The 17,171-nt window shown below is 64.9% G+C and carries 18 protein-coding genes; 10 read left to right on the forward strand and 8 right to left on the reverse strand.

Annotated elements, in window-relative coordinates; all coding sequences use genetic code 11:
• Positions 1-40 precede the first annotated feature (40 nt).
• The 3 genes from BLW40_RS11585 to BLW40_RS11595 all read left to right on the forward strand — a co-directional run bounded on the left by BLW40_RS11585 (position 41) and on the right by BLW40_RS11595 (position 3,050).
• Positions 41-1,213: an acetyl-CoA C-acetyltransferase gene (locus BLW40_RS11585; protein WP_074768705.1), complete on the forward strand. Its 1,173-nt coding sequence runs from the start codon at positions 41-43 to the stop codon at positions 1,211-1,213.
• A 105-nt stretch (positions 1,214-1,318) separates the two neighbouring features.
• On the forward strand, positions 1,319-2,041 hold the full coding sequence (gene phbB / locus BLW40_RS11590; RefSeq protein ID WP_074768707.1) for an acetoacetyl-CoA reductase: 723 nt from the start codon (positions 1,319-1,321) through the stop codon (positions 2,039-2,041).
• Between the two features lie 145 nt (positions 2,042-2,186).
• The gene (locus BLW40_RS11595) at positions 2,187-3,050 is read left to right on the forward strand and encodes an MlaA family lipoprotein (RefSeq protein WP_074768709.1); all 864 of its coding nucleotides are present in this window, start codon (positions 2,187-2,189) and stop codon (positions 3,048-3,050) included.
• Between the two features lie 19 nt (positions 3,051-3,069).
• Here the strand turns inward: BLW40_RS11595 and hrpB are convergent, their stop codons facing one another.
• On the reverse strand, positions 3,070-5,589 hold the full coding sequence (gene hrpB / locus BLW40_RS11600) for an ATP-dependent helicase HrpB (protein WP_083386758.1): 2,520 nt from the start codon (positions 5,587-5,589) through the stop codon (positions 3,070-3,072).
• A gap of 131 nt (positions 5,590-5,720) precedes the next feature.
• Here hrpB and BLW40_RS11605 point away from each other — a divergent pair, with 131 nt between their 5' ends.
• Together BLW40_RS11605 and BLW40_RS11610 are read left to right on the forward strand one after the other, a co-directional pair.
• On the forward strand, positions 5,721-6,083 hold the full coding sequence (locus BLW40_RS11605; protein ID WP_074768713.1) for a c-type cytochrome: 363 nt from the start codon (positions 5,721-5,723) through the stop codon (positions 6,081-6,083).
• A 255-nt stretch (positions 6,084-6,338) separates the two neighbouring features.
• Complete coding sequence (locus BLW40_RS11610) at positions 6,339-6,710, forward strand: c-type cytochrome (RefSeq protein ID WP_074768715.1); 372 nt, start codon at positions 6,339-6,341, stop codon at positions 6,708-6,710.
• 433 nt (positions 6,711-7,143) lie between these two features.
• On the opposite strand, the gene BLW40_RS11615 is transcribed toward BLW40_RS11610, so the two are convergent.
• A complete protein-coding gene (locus BLW40_RS11615; RefSeq protein WP_074768717.1) occupies positions 7,144-8,502 on the reverse strand; it encodes a TrpB-like pyridoxal phosphate-dependent enzyme in 1,359 nt (452 codons plus the stop codon).
• A 179-nt stretch (positions 8,503-8,681) separates the two neighbouring features.
• On the opposite strand from BLW40_RS11615, the gene BLW40_RS11620 reads away from it, so the two are divergent.
• Positions 8,682-9,221, forward strand: a complete 540-nt coding sequence (locus BLW40_RS11620) for a YdcF family protein (protein WP_074768719.1) — start codon at positions 8,682-8,684, stop codon at positions 9,219-9,221.
• A gap of 56 nt (positions 9,222-9,277) precedes the next feature.
• Positions 9,278-10,651, forward strand: a complete 1,374-nt coding sequence (locus tag BLW40_RS11625) for a GH1 family beta-glucosidase (protein ID WP_244511163.1) — start codon at positions 9,278-9,280, stop codon at positions 10,649-10,651.
• A 7-nt stretch (positions 10,652-10,658) separates the two neighbouring features.
• On the opposite strand, the gene BLW40_RS11630 is transcribed toward BLW40_RS11625, so the two are convergent.
• The 4 genes from BLW40_RS11630 to BLW40_RS11645 all read right to left on the reverse strand — a co-directional run bounded on the left by BLW40_RS11630 (position 10,659) and on the right by BLW40_RS11645 (position 12,518).
• The gene (locus BLW40_RS11630; RefSeq protein ID WP_074768721.1) at positions 10,659-11,270 is read right to left on the reverse strand and encodes a methyltransferase domain-containing protein; all 612 of its coding nucleotides are present in this window, start codon (positions 11,268-11,270) and stop codon (positions 10,659-10,661) included.
• Between the two features lie 69 nt (positions 11,271-11,339).
• Complete coding sequence (locus tag BLW40_RS11635) at positions 11,340-11,564, reverse strand: hypothetical protein (protein ID WP_074768723.1); 225 nt, start codon at positions 11,562-11,564, stop codon at positions 11,340-11,342.
• Positions 11,565-11,735: 171 nt separating this feature from the next.
• A complete protein-coding gene (locus tag BLW40_RS11640) occupies positions 11,736-11,966 on the reverse strand; it encodes a hypothetical protein (RefSeq protein WP_074768725.1) in 231 nt (76 codons plus the stop codon).
• Positions 11,967-12,080: 114 nt separating this feature from the next.
• A complete protein-coding gene (locus BLW40_RS11645) occupies positions 12,081-12,518 on the reverse strand; it encodes a nucleoside deaminase (RefSeq protein ID WP_074768727.1) in 438 nt (145 codons plus the stop codon).
• Between the two features lie 78 nt (positions 12,519-12,596).
• Here BLW40_RS11645 and BLW40_RS11650 point away from each other — a divergent pair, with 78 nt between their 5' ends.
• Genes BLW40_RS11650 through rsmD form a run of 3 tightly spaced genes read left to right on the forward strand, consistent with a single transcriptional unit; the run spans position 12,597 to position 14,747 of the window.
• Positions 12,597-13,313, forward strand: a complete 717-nt coding sequence (locus BLW40_RS11650) for a gamma-glutamyl-gamma-aminobutyrate hydrolase family protein (RefSeq protein WP_074768729.1) — start codon at positions 12,597-12,599, stop codon at positions 13,311-13,313.
• A complete protein-coding gene (locus tag BLW40_RS11655; RefSeq protein ID WP_074768731.1) occupies positions 13,310-14,218 on the forward strand; it encodes a pseudouridine synthase in 909 nt (302 codons plus the stop codon). The genes BLW40_RS11650 and BLW40_RS11655 overlap by 4 nt, the downstream gene beginning before the upstream one ends.
• Positions 14,193-14,747, forward strand: coding sequence for a 16S rRNA (guanine(966)-N(2))-methyltransferase RsmD (rsmD, locus tag BLW40_RS11660; protein WP_074768809.1), 555 nt, complete (start codon positions 14,193-14,195; stop codon positions 14,745-14,747). The genes BLW40_RS11655 and rsmD overlap by 26 nt, the downstream gene beginning before the upstream one ends.
• 13 nt (positions 14,748-14,760) lie before the next feature.
• Here the strand turns inward: rsmD and BLW40_RS11665 are convergent, their stop codons facing one another.
• Both BLW40_RS11665 and BLW40_RS11670 read right to left on the reverse strand, forming a co-directional pair.
• Positions 14,761-15,084: a hypothetical protein gene (locus BLW40_RS11665; protein ID WP_074768733.1), complete on the reverse strand. Its 324-nt coding sequence runs from the start codon at positions 15,082-15,084 to the stop codon at positions 14,761-14,763.
• Positions 15,081-16,310: a DUF2325 domain-containing protein gene (locus tag BLW40_RS11670; RefSeq protein WP_074768735.1), complete on the reverse strand. Its 1,230-nt coding sequence runs from the start codon at positions 16,308-16,310 to the stop codon at positions 15,081-15,083. The genes BLW40_RS11665 and BLW40_RS11670 overlap by 4 nt, the downstream gene beginning before the upstream one ends.
• Positions 16,311-17,171: the final 861 nt, after the last annotated feature.

Genomic DNA, 17,171 nt, shown 5'->3' on the forward strand with positions numbered 1-17,171 from the left:
GCACGGACGAACCGTGCTCGATAAGGGAGACTCAAGGCTCATGACTGATATTGTTATCGTCGCCGCCGTTCGTACCGCGATCGGGGCCTTTTCCGGGTCGTTGTCTTCCCATTCCGCAGCTCAATTGGGCGCAATCACCATTCGCGCCGCCTTGGACCAGGCCGGTGTTGCGGCGGCCGATGTGTCCGAAGCGATCCTGGGTCAGATTCTGACGGCGGGGCAGGGCATGAACGGTGCCCGTCAGGCGGCTCTTGCCGCCGGTTTGCCGGTCGAAAGCACCGCGATCACCATCAATCAGGTCTGTGGCTCGGGCCTGCGCGCCGTCGCTCTGGCCGCCCAGGCGATCAAGGCGGGCGATTCCTCGATCGTCGTTGCCGGTGGTCAGGAAAGCATGTCCAACGCCCACCATTCCGCGTTTCTGCGCGGCGGAACCAAGATGGGCAATGTCAGTTTCGTCGATACGATGATCAATGACGGGCTGACCGACATTTTCAACAACTACCATATGGGTGTCACCGCCGAGAACGTCGCCCGCGAGTTCGGCATCACCCGTGAGGACCAGGACGCGTTCGCCCTGGCCAGCCAGACCAAGGCCGAGGCGGCGATCAAGGCGGGCCGTTTCAAGGACGAGATCGTTCCGGTCCCGATCATGGTCAAGAAAGAAGAAAAGCAGTTCGATACCGACGAGTTCCCTCGGTTCGGCGCCTCGCTTGAGGTGCTGTCGCGGCTGCGTCCGGCGTTTGCCAAGGACGGCACCGTTACCGCTGGTAACGCCTCGGGGATCAATGACGGTTCCGCCACCCTGGTGGTGATGAGTGCCGCCGAGGCCACCCGGCGTGGTCTGACCCCGCTGGCTCGGATTGCCAGTTGGGCCACCGCCGGGGTCGATCCCAAGGTGATGGGCACCGGCCCGGTTCCCGCCTCGCAGAAGGCGCTGGAAAAGGCCGGGTGGCGCCATGACGATCTCGACCTGATCGAAGCCAACGAAGCCTTCGCCGCCCAGGCGATCGCCGTCAACCGCGCGATCGGATGGGATACCGCCAAGGTCAACGTCAATGGCGGGGCGATCGCGCTTGGCCATCCGATCGGCGCGTCGGGAGCCCGGGTACTGGTCTCGCTGCTGCACGAACTGCGCCGCCGCGACGGTCATAAGGGGCTCGCCACTCTGTGCATCGGCGGAGGGATGGGGATCGCGCTCTGCGTCGAGCGTTGACGGAAATACCGGGCGCCGGGTCCGTCCCCCGGCGTCCGCTCCATCTTGGGCGGACCATGGCCATCAAGAGCCAGTCGAATCGAGAAACGCAAGGAGGATACTACCATGGGTCGTTTGGCACTGGTCACCGGCGGCACCCGCGGCATCGGGCGCGCCATCTCCACCTCCCTCAAGTCGGCCGGATATCGCGTTGTCGCCAATTACGGCGGGAATGACGATGCCGCGCGCACGTTTACCGCCGAAACCGGCATTCCCGCCGTCAAATGGGATATCAGCGATTTCGCCGCCACCGATGCGGCGCTCAAGGCGATCAGCGCCGAACACGGGCCGATCGATATCGTCATCAACAATGCCGGGATCACCCGCGACGCGCCCTTGCACAAGATGAGCCCGGAGATGTGGAACGATGTGATCCGCATCAATCTGACCTCGTGCTTCAACACCGCGCGTCTGGTGATCGATTCGATGCGCGAGCGCGGCTTTGGCCGCATCGTCAATATCGGCTCGATCAACGGTCAGGCCGGGCAGTACGGTCAGGCCAATTACGCCGCCTCCAAGTCCGGTATTCACGGGTTCACCAAGGCCTTGGCCCAGGAAGGGGCCGCCCGCGGCGTCACCGTCAACGCGATCGCGCCGGGGTATGTCGATACCGACATGGTCCGCTCGGTTCCGGCGCCGGTGCTGGAAAAGATCGTTGCCCGCATCCCGGCCGGTCGGCTCGGTCGGGCCGAGGACATCGCCCGCGCGGTGATGTTCCTGGTTTCCGACGATGCCGATTTCATCACCGGCTCGACCATTTCCGTCAATGGCGGCCAGCATATGTATTGATCCTCGACAGGGGCGCTCCTCCGGTGGCGGAGGGGCGCTTCCTTTCTTACGGGGCGCGAAAAGGTTGACTCCGCCCCCTCCGGCATGCGAACGGAACCTCTGAAAGAGCTGTTCTTGCATCAGTGGTCGCGGCTGGGGGGTCTTCATGCGTCGTGGGTTTCGTGTCTGTTCGGTGGTTGCCGCCGTGTCGTTCGCCCTGCTGTCCGGCTGTACCACGTTGCCCGAGGATCCCGATGAACGGGCCGAAATCCAGTCCCTCAACGATCCGCTAGAGCCGACCAACCGGGCGATCTTCGATGTCAATATGGCGCTCGACGATGCGATCATGGTTCCGGTCGCCGAATCCTATCGTTCCAACCTGCCCGACTGGTTCCGCGACGCCGTTCACAACATCCTGACCAATCTTCAGGAACCCTATGTCGCGGGTAACGATTTGTTGCAGGGCAACACCCATGCCGCGGCGGATTCGCTCGGACGCTTCTTCATCAACTCGACCTTCGGCCTGCTGGGCGCGCGGGATGCCGTCGCCGACAGCGGCGGGGCCAAGTCGCACAAGACCGATATCGGCGTTACCCTGGCGGTGTGGGGCATCGAAGAAGGCCCCTATCTGATGTTGCCGCTGTTCGGCCCGTCGAACCTGCGCGACGGCACCGGCAAGGTCGCCGAGTTCTGGGCCAGCCCCACCGGCGCGGTGCTGTCGGCCAACGGTCTGGACATCGTCAACAACATTCAGACCGGTGCAGAAGTGCTCGACACCCGCACTAACCTGCTTGACCCGCTGAAGGATTTGCGGCGCAGTTCGCTCGACGACTATGCCGCGATCCGCAGCCTTTATCGTCAGAGCCGCGAGGCTTCGATCATTGCCGCCCGTCAGGGGCAGTCGGCACCCGCCGTCGCGCCTGCTCCGGCCGCAACTCCGGCGGCGTCGGCCAAGCCGGGCACCGGGTTCGGCGATCAGAAAGCCCCGCCCGTGCATGGCAGCGTCGAGTTCGTCGATCCCGCGAAGTAATCAGGCTTGGTCCGCGCGGTCAGGCCCGGCGCGGCTTGGCCCGCGCGGTCGGTTCGGCCTGCATCGGATCGTCCGGCCACCAATGCTTGGGATATTGCCCTTTTAGGTCGGCGCGGACCTGACGGTAGGCCCCGGCCCAGAAGCTGGCAAGATCGCGGGTCACCTGAACCGGCCGCCGCGCCGGTGACAGCAAGTGCAGCAGCAGCGCCACCCGCCCCTCGGCGATCCGGGGGGTGTCGGCACAGCCGAACATCTCCTGCAACCGCACCGCCAGCACTGGGGTCTCGCCGCTGTAATCAATCGGCAGACGCGATCCCGACGGCACCGTGACATGGGTCGGAGCCTGACTGTCGAGCTGGCGGCGGCGCTCATACGGGATCAGGGTGGCCAGCGCCGCAGCGAGATCAAGCCGGGTCAGATGGGCTCGCCGCACCAATCCGGGCAGAAACGGGGTCAGCCAGCTTTCCAGCCCGTCGAGCAGGGCGGCGTCGGACAGATCGGGCCAGCCCGCCTCGGGGTCTTGCGCGGCGAGAAAGGCAACCCGGCGGCGCAGTCCCTCTAAATCCGGCGTCCAGGGCAGGCAGCCTAGCCCCATCTCGCGCACGCCCTCGGTCATCGCGGCGGCGACAGCGTCGGGATCGGCCCCGCTCCACGGCTTGTCGTCGAGCACCAGCCGCCCCAATCGCCGTTGCCGACGGGCCTGGACCATCTGCTCGCGGCTGTCCCAGGCGCACAGGGCGACGGTTTCGATGTCGTCGGCGAAGTGGGTTTCGATCTCGGCCAGGGCAATCGGAGCGGCGAGATAGATCCGCGCCTCGCGCCGGTCGCCATCCAGCTCGGCCAGGGTCAGCCAGGGCTCGGCCGCCAGCGGCTCGGGATCGGCAAACGCCGCGCCCTGACCGTTGGCGAGGGTATAGCGCGGCTCGCCGCCGGGACGACGGCGGGCGATGCGGTCGGGATAGGCGAAGGCCAGCAACAGCCCGGCATCGCCGTCGCTGCCCGCTTGCTCGTCGCCGCGCAGACCGAGGCGTCGGCGGGCGTCGCGGGCGGCCTGACGGACCCGGCCGAGCACGCCCCGATCGACGGTCAGGCCGTGGCGGGGATCGGGAGACTCGCCCCCGCGCAGCACCTGGAGACGCAGCCGCAGATCGGCATCCCGCCCGCTTCGACCGGCGCGCAGCAGGTCGTGTTCCTCCAACAGCGCGGCGAGATCGCAGGCCAGCCCGGCCAGACCGATCTCGCGCGCTTTCAGCATCATGTGGGCGAGGCGGGGATGCAGCGGCAACCGGGCCATCGCCTTGCCATGCTGGGTGATCCGGCCCGAGGCATCAAGCCCGCCCAGCCGGGTCAGCACCGCGCGGGCCGCCGCCAGATGCGCCTCGGGCGGGGGGTCGATCCAGGCCAGGGTTGAGAGATCGGCGATTCCCCAGCGGGCGAGATCAAGCGCCAACGGAGCCAAATCGGCAGCAAGGATTTCCGGAACCGGCTGGGGGGCGAGGGCACGGTCCTCGGCCTCGGACCACAGTCGATAGCACACGCCCGGCCCCAGTCGCCCGGCGCGGCCGCGCCGTTGGTCGGCGCCCGAGCGCGACACCGGTTGCGTCACCAGCCGGGTCATGCCGCTGCCGGGATCAAAGCGGGGAACCCGGGCCTGTCCGCAATCGACGACGACCCGCACCCCTTCGATCGTCAGCGAGGTTTCGGCGATCGAGGTGGCCAGCACCACCTTGCGCTGTCCGGTGGGGGAGGGGGCGATCGCCAGATCCTGCCGCTCTGCGGTCAGATCGCCGAAAAGCGGGGCGAGAAGCACGCCCGCCGCCGCCGGATGCTCGGCCAGCCTCGTTTCGACCCGCCGGATTTCGCCCGAGCCGGGCAGGAACACCAGGACGTCGCCCTCGGTCTCGTCAAGGGCGCACGCGACGGCGCGGACCGCCTCGTCGATAAAGCGTCGGGGCTCGGGGCGGGCCAGGAAGCGGGTTTCGACGGGAAAGGCCCGGCCGGGACTCTCGATCACCGGGACGCCGCCCATCAGCCGCGCCACCGGCCCGCCCTCCAGCGTCGCCGACATCACCAACAGCTTCAGATCGTCGCGCAGGCCCTGCTGCGCCTCCAGCGCCAGGGCAAGGCCGAGATCGGCATGAAGCGAGCGTTCGTGGAACTCGTCGAAGATTACCAGCCCGATTCCCGGCAGGGACGGATCGTCCTGGAGCATCCGGGTCAGAATGCCTTCGGTCACCACTTCGATCCGGGTGTCCGGCCCCACCTTCGAGTCGAAGCGGACCCGCCAGCCGACGGTCTGGCCCGGCACTTCGCCCCGTTCGGCCGCCATCCGCCGGGCGGCGGCCCTGGCCGCCAGCCGTCGCGGCTCCAGCATCACGATCTTCTGTCCGGCCAGCCAGGGCTCGTCCAGCAGGGCGGGGGGAACCCGGGTGGTCTTGCCTGCACCGGGCGGGGCCAGCAGCACCAGACCGGACGACGAGGCCAGGGTGGCGCGCAGACCGCACAAAACGCTATCGATGGGCAAGGGGGACGGCTGCATATCAGACATTTCCTATACCGGGCGAAAAATAAATGTTTCTGTCCGAGTCACGCTTGAATTCAGCACAATCTTAGGAAACAGTTACCACATGGCCCGTAAGGGCTTCGTCGCGTCGTTTGAGGAGGGGCGTTATGAAGGTCAACTGGATTTCTGGTTTTGCGTTTGGGGCTGCGTTGATGTCGGTGCCCGCTTTGGCTTCCGCCGCCGATGCGCCGCCCGCTTTCGGCATGTGCAAGGCCTGTCATAGCGTCGAAGCTGGCAAGAATGGGGTTGGCCCCAGTCTGGCCGGTGTGTATGGCCGCAAGGCCGGAACCCTCGCCGGGTTCAAATTCTCCGATCCCCACGCCAAATCCGGCCTGACTTGGGACGAGCCGACCCTGACCAAATATCTTGCCGATCCCAAGGGGGTTATTCCCGGCAATAAGATGGTGTTCGCCGGCCTGAAGAACCCTGCCGACGTCGCCGCCGTGATTGCGTATCTGAAAAGCCTGTAAGCGCGGGGACAGACAAGACGGACGTCCGGCCACTTCCCCCCGGTGGCTGGAGATGTCGCGACAACCCATCGGCGATCTGGCTCTGGTCTGGATCGGGTTTAAGTAGGCGAGAGAACACTCGGGCAGGGGAAATCCTACTCGATGGTTCTGGTTCTCGCCCACACTTGCCTCGACTCCACCCTTGAATTTGTCACAGTCATAAGGGATAACCGGGGCCTCGCGCCACCAACATTCTGCGCAACGGGAGATAACCTCATGTTTACCTTCAGAAAGCTGGGCTTGGCCGCCGCCGTCGCCCTGTTCGCCGCCCCCTTCGCCGCCACCGCCGCCGATGCCCCGACCGCCTTCAACCAGTGCAAGGCCTGTCATAGCATTGAAGCTGGCAAGAATGGCGTTGGCCCCAGCCTGTCGGGCGCGTATGGCCGCAAGGTCGGTCTGGCCCCGAACTACAAATATTCGCCGGCTCACTTGGCCTCGGGCATGACCATCGACGAAGCGATGCTGACCAAGTATCTCGCCAATCCGAAGGAAACCATCCCCGGCAACAAGATGGGCGCGTCCTTCGGCGGTCTGAAGAACCCGGCCGATGTCGCCGCCGTCATCGCCTATCTGAAGACCGTGAAGTAAGTTTCACGCCGTCTCGGAAATTGGCAACGCCGCCGCTCCGCAAGGAACGGCGGCGTTGTCGTTTCCAGACCCCGGTCGGCCATTCCCCTCTCCCGTCGGTCGTGAAAAAGTCCTTCGGCCTTTGGCCTCAGTGTACTTTTCCCCGGTTCAAAAAGAATCCCCGTGCTCAATCAAGCTTTCCGCGCGGGGATGGATTTGGTTCCCTCCGAGGCCGATGGGCGACGCCCACGGCTTCGGAGGCGGGATTTCACCAGCTTTGCGCGCTTAAGCGGCGCAAAGCTGGTGAAACAGACAACACGAAAAATGGGCGCTGGGCCGCCCCTAGCCCATTTTTCTCCTTTTAATCCAACGGGAAAAAGTACACCGAGCGACAGCGAGGGACTTTTTCACGGAAGACTCTCCCACGACGACGCGGGAGAGGGGGCGGGACGTCTCAGCCGACCTTGGGCAGTTCGGCCAGGGCGGTGTCGAGCGCGCTCTGATTGAAGGCCGGATCGACCAGCTTGCCGGTGAAGTGGTCGGTATAGGCCTGCATGTCGAAATGGCCGTGGCCCGACAGGTTGAACAGGATCGTCTCGGAGCGGCCTTCAAGCTTGCAACGCAGGGCCTCGTCGATCGCGCCCTTGATCGCATGCGAGGATTCCGGAGCGGGGACGATGCCTTCGGCACGGGCGAAGCGGACGGCGGCGGCAAAGCACTCGGTCTGGTGATAGGCGCGCGCCTCCATCAGGCCCAGTTCCTTGACATGGCTGACCATCGGGGACATGCCGTGATAGCGCAGCCCACCCGAATGCGAGCCCGGCGGCATGAAGGTCGAACCCAGGGTGTGCATCTTGACCATCGGGGTCAATTTGCCGGTGTCGCCGTAATCGTAGGCGTAGCGGCCCCGGGTCAGAGTCGGGCACGAAGCCGGTTCGATACCGATCACACGGACCTTCGATCCCTTGATCTTCTCGCGGATATAGGGGAAGGCCAGACCGGCGAAATTCGAGCCGCCGCCGGTACAGGCGATGACGATGTCAGGCTGGTCGCCCGCCATCTCCATCTGCAACATCGCCTCTTCGCCGATGATGGTCTGATGCAGACAGACATGGTTCAGCACGCTGCCCAGCGCGTAATTGGTATCGGACCGCGAGGCGGCGACCTCGACCGCCTCGGAAATGGCGATGCCGAGCGAGCCGTTCGAATTGGGATCGACGGCCAGGATGTCGCGCCCAGCCTGGGTCAGGTTCGACGGGCTGGCGATGCAGGTGGCCCCATAGGTTTCCATCAGCGCGCGCCGGTACGGCTTTTGCTGATAGGACACCTTGACCATATAGACTTCGACTTCGATGCCGAACAGCGATCCGGCGAAGGCGAGCGAACTGCCCCACTGTCCCGCCCCGGTCTCGGTCGCCAGCCGGGTGATGCCTTCCTGCTTGTTGAAGAACGCCTGCGGCACTGCCGAATTGGGCTTGTGGCTACCGGCGGGGCTGACGCCTTCGTACTTGAAATAAATCTTGGCCGGGGTGTCGAGCGCCTTTTCCAGCCCACGGGCGCGGATCAGCGGCGCCGGACGCCACAGGCGATAGACCTCACGTACCGGCTCGGGAATGTCGATCCAGCGTTCGGTGCTGACCTCCTGTTCGATCACCGCCTTGGGAAAGATGGAAGCAAGATCGTCCGGACCGATCGGCTGTCCGGTGCCGGGATGAAGCGGCGGCGGCAACGGCACAGGCAGATCGGCGGCCAGGTTGTACCAGGCCTTGGGGATACGGTCTTCGGACAACAGATATTTAACGGTCTCGCTCATCTTGGCCTTTTCCCATGACTTAGGGGAGGAGTGCGCGGCACCGGCCCCCCGGCTGGCGTCGCGCGGGCGCAGGATACGTCGGAACCTGAGCGGAGGAAACGTCGTTTCAAGATTTTTACACCACTCAATGCCGCAAAATTGTAATTTTCTTCCTTCCCCGCCCAGGAGTTGCCCTCCATATGCCCGATCCCGCCTCGCCGTTTGATGTCGCGATCGTGTTGGGGGCCAGCATCGCGCCCGATGGCGGCCCCAGTCCGGCCCTGGCGCGTCGGGTCGCCTGCGCCGTTGATCTGGCTGTTTCGGGACAGGTCGGCGCGTTGCTGATGAGCGGCGGTCCGGTCCGCCACCCGATTCCCGAGGCGCTGGTGATGCGCGATCTGGCTTTGGCCGCAGGAGTTTCGTCCGAGCGGATTTTCGTCGAGACGAGTTCGCGCAACACCATCGGCAATGCCCGTCATTGCCGCCCGATCGTCGAAGCCCGGGGCTGGCAGCGGATTCTGGTCGTGACCGATCCGCACCATCTGCCCCGCGCCCTTTACGCCTTTCGCCGCTTTGGCCTTCGCGTCTCCGGGGCGTCGGTTCCTCGCTCTGGAGGGTCGGGGTGGGGATGGTGGCTGGGCTGGGGACGCGAGATGCTGGCGCTGCCCTGGACGGCGATTAGGCTCGAGCCTCTGCGTCTTCGGGCCGCTCTGACGCGATCGGTGTCCACGCCGCCTTGACCGGCTTCGGGGGCGGTGGGATGCTTTTCCCAACCCGTGATGCGAGGAGACATCCCTTGGCCGAGCCCACTCCCTCTACCCCCGCCGACATTGCCCAGGCGCTGGGTCTGCGTCCCGATTTTGTCTGGGGGGTTTCGACCTCGGCGTTTCAGGTCGAAGGCGCGGTGGCCGAGGACGGGCGTGGCCCCAGCATCTGGGACACCCGCTGCAAGCTGAAGGGGGGCGTTGCCGATGGCAGCAACGCCGACATCGCCTGCGACCATTATCACCGCTGGCGCGACGATATCGCGTTGATGAAGCAGATCGGGGTTGGGGCCTATCGCTTTTCCGTCGCGTGGCCACGCGTGCTGCCGCGCGGGAAGGGTGCGGTCAATCCGGCCGGGCTCGATTTCTACGACCGTCTGATCGACGCGCTGCTGGAGGCCGGGATCGAGCCTTGGCTGTGCCTCTATCACTGGGATTTACCCCAGGCGTTGGACGATCTTGGCGGTTGGACCTCGCGCGATTCCGCCGGGTGGTTCGCCGATTATGCCGCCCTGATCGCCAAACGCTATGGTGACCGGGTCAAGCGCTTTGCCACCTTCAACGAATTTTCGGTCTTTACTCTGTTCGGCTATGCCATTCCCTGGGCCGCGCCGGGGATCACCGACCGCGCCGCCCATCTGCGGGCGATCCATCACGTCAATCTCGCCCACGGGGCCGGGGTGGACGTGCTGCGCGATCTGGTCCCCAACGCCTCGATCGGGGCGATCCACAACCGTCAGATTGTCCGCCCCGAAGGCGGGCGGGAAGAGAATGTTGCCGCCGCCCGCTTGCTCGACGCCCATTGGAACGGGGTGTTCTGCGATCCGCAGATCCTGGGCCATTACCCCGAGATCGTCTGTTCCGACATCGAGCCCTATGTTCTGCCCGGCGACATGGCGCGGATCTGTCGTCCGACCGACTGGATCGGGCTCAATCATTACGGCCCGATCTATGCTCGGGTCGATCCCACGACCACCTGGGGCTATGGCTGGGGCGACGCGCCCGAATCCGCGACCCACCCCGAGGTCGGCTGGCCGATCTTCCCCGAGGTGTTCAAGGAGGAATTGCTGACGCTGCACCGGCGCTATCGCCTGCCGATCTTCGTTACCGAAAATGGCTGCGGGGGCGGGGCCGGATCGGATATCCCCGATGCCGACGGCATCGTCGCCGATACCCACCGGATCGCCTATCTGCGCGACTTCACCCGGGCGATGCGCGACGCGGTGGCCGAGGGCTGCGACCTGCGCGGCTATTTCGTCTGGTCGCTGCTCGACAATTTCGAATGGGGCTCGGGCTATGGCACCCGGTTCGGGCTGGTCCATGTCGATTTCGAGACCGGGACGCGGACGTTAAAGCAATCCGCTGGCTGGTATCGCGGCCTGATCCGGGGCGAGCATCGGGGGTAGCGCGCCCTTAAGCCGGGGCGTGGGCGATCACGTACAGCCAGTCGGGATGGGCGCGCCCGGTCCGGGCTGCGTCGATGGTCCAGGAGGCGAATCCCGCCGCGCCTAGCACCGTTTCCAGCGGTTCCGGCTCCCAATAGCAGAAATAGCGGGGGGCGCCGACCTTGGCGCTGGACCAGGATTCTCCCTGGCCGCGCTTTAAGCTGAAGGCGAAGCGCCCGCTCGGGGCCAGCGCCCGCCTCATCTTGCCCAGGACAAGGGCGAACTCGTCCCGGGTGAAATGCAGCAGCACCGCATTGGCGAAGATCAGGTCGTAGGAGCGGTCCAGGTCGTCGGTCAGCGCGTTGAACAGCCGCGCCTTGTGCCCTGCGGCCTGGAGGCAGGCGACGAAGCCCGGTACCGCGTCGGTGCATTCGGGGGTGAAGCCGCGCGACGCGATATAGGCGGCGTCGCGGCCAAACGCGCTGCCCAGTTCCAAAATCCGCGCCGAACCGGGGAGCCCGGCCAGGGTGGAGTCGATCCAGTCCTTCGTCGCTCCGGACACGGTCTGCGCCGTGCCGTCGATATAATCCTGCACATGGTCGCCATAGGTGCGCAGGGTCGCGTTGTTGCTGTCGCTCATTGACGTGCCGCCTGGCCAGCGCCCTGCGTGAAGCAGGGCGCTCCTGGATACCAAAACCCTCGGGATACGTTACTGACCGGGCGAGCGGGTGATGGATTTGATCGGGCCGCGCGGATTGCCCGATTTCGCGGCGATGTCGCGATCCTGAGCCTCGATCAGCGCCTTGGCGGGGGCGTCTCCCTCCAGCCCGAGCAATTCGGCGCTGGCGATCTTCCGGTTTGAACTGCGGGTGCCGTCCTCATAAAGGATGTCGAAGAAGACAAACGCGTTGTCGGTCGCTTTCTTGCGGGCCATTGCCGCATCTCCTCTGGCTTGACGTATCGTCTTTCGGCCTGACGCCAGCGCTGCCGCGCCGGTGGCCGCCGCCGTAAGGACGTCGGGTTGAACGCGCCGGTGATAGAGCCTGCGCTTCGTCCCGGCAAGGGCAATCGTCTGGGCCAGAGGTCGATATCGGTACCGCCGCCGCTATCTCCACGGCCGGAAATGATGGTGAGGGCGCGGGTAAGACGGGCCATAGCCGTAACCATAGCCGCCGCCGGGGGCGAAATAGCGCGGCGGCGGCGGCGGAGCGTAATAGACCGGCGGCGGCGCATAGGCCGGTTCGGCATAATAGACGGTCCGACCCGGAGGCAGCGGCTGAATGATGCACCCCGACAGGGCGGTGCACAGCAGAATTGCGGCGAGACATTTGACCATGATGCATCCCCTTCGGGGACAAAGCGTTGACGGTCATGAGTCTCGGTGCCGACGGTGGCTTATCTTCGGCGCGATTCAGGCTAAATTGAGTCGGAGAAAAATATAGATAAACCTCTATCGTCTGGCCCGGAAGAAATCGCGCAACAGCGCCGCCGCTCGTCGCTCTTCGATTCCGCCATAGATTTCCGGGCGATGGTGACAGGTGGGATGGTCGAACACGCGGGCGCCGTGGTCGATGCCGCCGCCCTTGGGGTCGTAGGCCCCGAAATAGACCCGCCGGATTCGGGCCAGGGCGATTGCCGCCGCGCACATCGGGCAAGGCTCAAGCGTGACGTAGAGGTCGCAACCCTCCAACCGTCCGCCGCGTCCGGCGGCGGCGGCGCGGATCGCCAGGATTTCGGCGTGGGCGGTGGGATCTAACAATTCCTCGACCCGGTTTCCGGCGACGGCCAGCACCTCTCCGTTTCGGACCAATACCGCGCCCACCGGCACTTCGGCGCGGGCGGCGGCGGCCATGGCCTCGGCCAGGGCGATCTGCATGAAGCCGGTCATGCTGTCGCTTTACCATGGCTTCGGCGGAGACGGAAAGGTATAGGAGGGCTCCCACGCGCCCAAGGAACAGCTTTGACCATGAGTCGACGACCGATCATCGGCATTACTCTCGACAGCGAAGAATCCGGCGGCTATTCGACGATGCCCTGGTACGCGCTGCGCTGCAATTATTGCGAGTCGGTCGCCGCTGCGGGCGGTCTGCCTGTGTCGTTGCCCCACCATCCCGATCTGGCCGAGGAGTATCTCGACCGCCTGGACGCGCTGATCGTCTCGGGCGGTGCGTTCGATGTCGATCCGGCGCTGTTCGGGGCCGACAGCCGCCATCCCGCCGTCACCTTGAACGCGACCCGGACCGCGTTCGAATTGAGGATTCTGACCGGCGCGCTGGCCCGCGATCTGCCGATTTTGGGGATTTGCGGCGGCCAGCAATTGCTGAACGTCGCCTTGGGTGGTTCGCTGATCCAGCATATCCCCGACGAGGTCGAAGACGCGCTGGTCCACGAACAGCCCAATCCGCGCACCGAACCGGGGCACGAGATCGAGATCGTCGCCGGAACCCGGCTGGCCGCGATCGTGGGGACGGGGCGGATCGTGGTCAATTCCGCCCATCATCAGGCGGTGAAACAGGTCGCTCCCGGCTGTATCGTCGATGCTCTCGCCCCCGACGGGGTGATCGAGGGGATCGAGGCGCCCGACCGGCGCTTTTGCATCGGGGTGCAATGGCATCCCGAATTTCTGATTGGCCCCGCCGACGCCAAAGTGCTGTCGGCCCTGGTGGAGGCGGCAAGACAATGACGACCGACGAGCGGGACGAAACCACCAGCCCGGCTTCGGCCGGAGAGCGGATCGCCAAGCGGCTGGCCCGCGCCGGTCTGTGCTCGCGCCGCGACGCCGAACGCTGGATCGCCGACCGCCGGGTCGCGGTTAACGGTGTGGTGCTGGACAGCCCGGCCTGCGTCGTGACCGCGAACGACCTGATTCTGGTCGATGGTCAGCCGGTGTCCGAGCCCGAGCGCACCCGGCTGTGGCGCTATCACAAGCCCGCCGGTCTGGTCACCACCCACCGCGACCCCGAGGGGCGCAAGACGGTGTTCGAGACGCTGCCCGCCGATCTGCCCCGCGTCGTGTCGGTCGGGCGGCTCGATCTCAATTCCGAAGGGCTGCTGCTGCTGACCAATGACGGCGCGCTGGCCCGCAAGATGGAGCTGCCCTCGAACGGCTGGGTGCGGCGCTATCGCGTCCGGGTCCATGGCGAGGTCGATCCGGTCGCACTGCAACGGCTCGATCGCGGCGTCACCGTCGAGGGACAGGCCTATGGCTCGATCAAGGCGACGCTCGACCGTCAGCAGGGGGCCAATGCCTGGCTGACCGTGGCGCTGCACGAGGGCAAGAATCGCGAGATCCGCCGGGTGATGGATTATCTCGGCTGGCCGGTGACCCGGCTGATCCGGGTCGCCTATGGCCCGTTCCAGCTTGGCACGCTGGAGGAACGCGCGGTGGACGAGGTGCCGGGCAAGGTGCTGCGCGAGCAGACCGGTGGGGCCAAGCCGGTGCTGCGCCCCAAGGTCGATTCGCGTCCGGCCGGAGAGCGGGAAAAAGACGAGCGGCTGAAAGAGCAGGATCAGCGCAAGAAGGCGGCTCCGGTCCGTCACGGCCCGGCCAAGGGGAATGCCGATGCGAATCGTCGCCGGAAGCCATAAGGGCCGTATCCTGGTCGCGCCGCCCGGCCGCACCGCGCGGCCGACCGCCGACCGGGTGCGTCAGGCGCTGTTCGACATCCTGGCCCATTCCGATCTGGTCGATCTGGATGGGGCGACGGTGATCGACGCCTTTGCCGGATCGGGAGCGCTGGGGCTGGAGGCGCTGTCGCGCGGGGCAGAGCGGGCGTGGTTCCTCGACACCCATCCGGCCTCGCTCGACGCAATCCGCGCCAATGTCGAGACCCTGCGCGAAAGTGCCCGGACCCGGCTGCTGCGCGCCGACGCGACGCGTCCGCCGGTGGCCGAGGCCGCCTGCACCCTGGCCTTTCTCGATCCTCCTTATCATGGCGGCCTGGCCGCCCCGGCGCTGGCCGCGCTCGATGTGGCGGGGTGGTTGGCGCCCGGCATGTTGGCGGTGGTCGAAGTGGCGGGAGACGAGGCTTTTGTCCCGCCGCCCGGCTTCATCCTGGCCGACACTCGCCGCCACGGTCCGGCCCGGATCGAGTTCGTGGTGCGGTCCGAGACCTGATCGCGACGCGGGGCTATGCCTGCCCCGATCCGGTCCTGGCCGAGGTTTGGGCGCTGGTTTCGCGCAGACGCAGCAGGGTGGACCGTCCCGCCGGGCCGAGCGACACCGTCCACCTCTTTCCGTCGCAGCTCATCCGGATGTGTTCGCCCCGCGCCATCTCCTGAAGGCAGGCGGACAGCGATTTGTGCCGCCCGCAATCCGAGATCGCCGCCTCGACCTCGGGCACCAGCCGCCCGAGCGGAAGCGGGCCGGACAGAACCAGTTCCAGCACCGTCTTCCACATCAGGTCGCGGCAGGTGGGATCGCACAGCGCTTCCGGTGCGGTGGGCGCGTTCATGATTGCGGAGTCGCCTGGGACAGGCTGTCGAGCGCGGCGATGAAGGCACCCAGGCCCGAGCGCCGCACCGGAACGAACGGCTTGCTCCACTGGCGGCACAGCTTCTTCAAGCGGTCGTGGGCGGCATGGCTGACGCAATCGACCGGGAACATCACCGCGTCGGCGGTACCGAGCAATCCCGGCAGGCGTCCGATATTGTCCTCGACGCCGCCATCGTGATGGATCAGCACGCCATTGCGTTCCGACACCAGCCGTTGCAGATGCTTCACCTGGATCGAGCGCCCGCCGACATACAGAATGCAGCGGCCGCACAGGTCGGGACGGTCGCACGGCGTGGGGCAGGCGGGGCGGTCGTGACCGGGCAGGGCTTCGTTCAGACGCGCCTCGAGCATTGTGGTCTCGGCGCGCAAAGCGCTCAGTTCGGCGGTCTGGTCGGTCAGGTTGCTGTCGAGTTCGCAGATAACCTCCTCGGCGAGGCGGACGCGCTCCTCGGCCTTGACCGCCCGCGCTTCGGCCCGATCCAGGGCCTGTTGCATATCCTGGTACATCAGCTTCATCGCCCGGAGCTGCTCGCTGGCATCGCCGCATTCGCGCAGCCGCCGGTTTTCCGCCTGTTCAAGCGCGAGCAGGTCGCGCAGGTCGCGCAGCATCGCCTCACGGCTGGAAATTTCCTGGTGCAGCCGGTCCTGCTGGCGCTTGATCTTGGCTTCCAGCGCGGTCTTGTCCTTTTCCAGCGCCGCCATCTGCCGCATGTCGGTCCGCACCATCGCGCCAACCTGATGCGACAGCATGTGGATTTCGCCGAACACCAGGGATTGCAGCGATTCGTCGGTGGCGGGGTGGGTCATCAGCGCCCAGAGCGGCCCGGCGACTTCGCCCCGGCCCAGGCATTCTTTCCACAGCGCCTCGACGCTGTCCCGGTCGGAAATGCGTGAGAACCGCTTGATCGACAGGGCGTATTTGCGGTCGAGCGTCTTGTGCAGGGCCTTGCCGAGCGAGCGGTCGCGTGAGGCGAGGTGGACCATCGCCGAATGAATTTCATATTCGGTCGGGTTGGGCTTGGCCAGTTCCAGGCCGTTGCGGCTGGCGATCCCGCGCAATTCCGGCAGGCTGAGACAGGTGCCGATGATGGTGCAGTGGCAGTGGGACGAGACCTCCCACAATTTGCGGCGCAGACGCGGGCGGGATTCAGACGGGACCGGATCGGTAAGACAGGCCTGACACATGGGGAACTCCCTTTCGCAAATGCGAGTCATTCTTAATAAGGGCGACTATCGTCCTTTCCCCCCTGGTTTGTCAATGGGTGGTGAACGGATTAAAACAGGGGGGGGCTCGTCCCTCCCTGCCATCGTCCGGAGTGCTGCGATTGTGGGTCTGGGCCGACGATTTTTATCGAATACTCATGTCGGTAAGTTTTGATACAATATGTTTCGCGGTCGATATGCTGATGTCCGGCTCTATTCTCCTGATGGCCTCAGCGGTGAACTCGGTTTTTCCAGCCATGTCGTACCCGTTCTGCTCGGCCATTTCCATTGACCTGGCGATTACCGACAGAAGTGAGTCTGAGGTCATGGCCGAAAGACCTTTATTTCGAGGATTTGGCGCTGCTGGCCCACCATCCGCACGTTATTTTCAGAGAATTCGGGGATGAAGTATCGGTTCCACCAGAGATTCTATCTGTCTGATGTCCATCTAAACGTAAAAAGCATGAATTGATTGGTGTAGGTGTTCGCCATTTCAGTAAATAATTTTTATTTATTTAATGTAATGTAAAAATAAAATTGAAACAACAATTGCAATAATTACAAATATAATTGTTTGTATGTATTGTTTAGTATGATGTTATTCTTTATTTTTTATACCAAATAGATTCGGAAAATACTCATGCAAATGAAGTTCATGGGGAAATGTTCCTCTGCGTTGACGCCTTTATGAATTTCTATTTTTTTGTTGGGCTGTGCGGTGTACTTTTAAGGCGTGCCCCCGGCTGAATTGGTCTGCGGGTGGGAGGGGCAAAGATGCCCGACGAAACGAGCGAACCCCCGATGCAAGCGTCCGATATGCCCGAACCGATGGGAAGCACCCCT

Source organism: Magnetospirillum fulvum (genome assembly GCF_900108475.1).
In the GTDB taxonomy this organism is placed as follows: domain Bacteria; phylum Pseudomonadota; class Alphaproteobacteria; order Rhodospirillales; family Magnetospirillaceae; genus Phaeospirillum; species Phaeospirillum fulvum_A.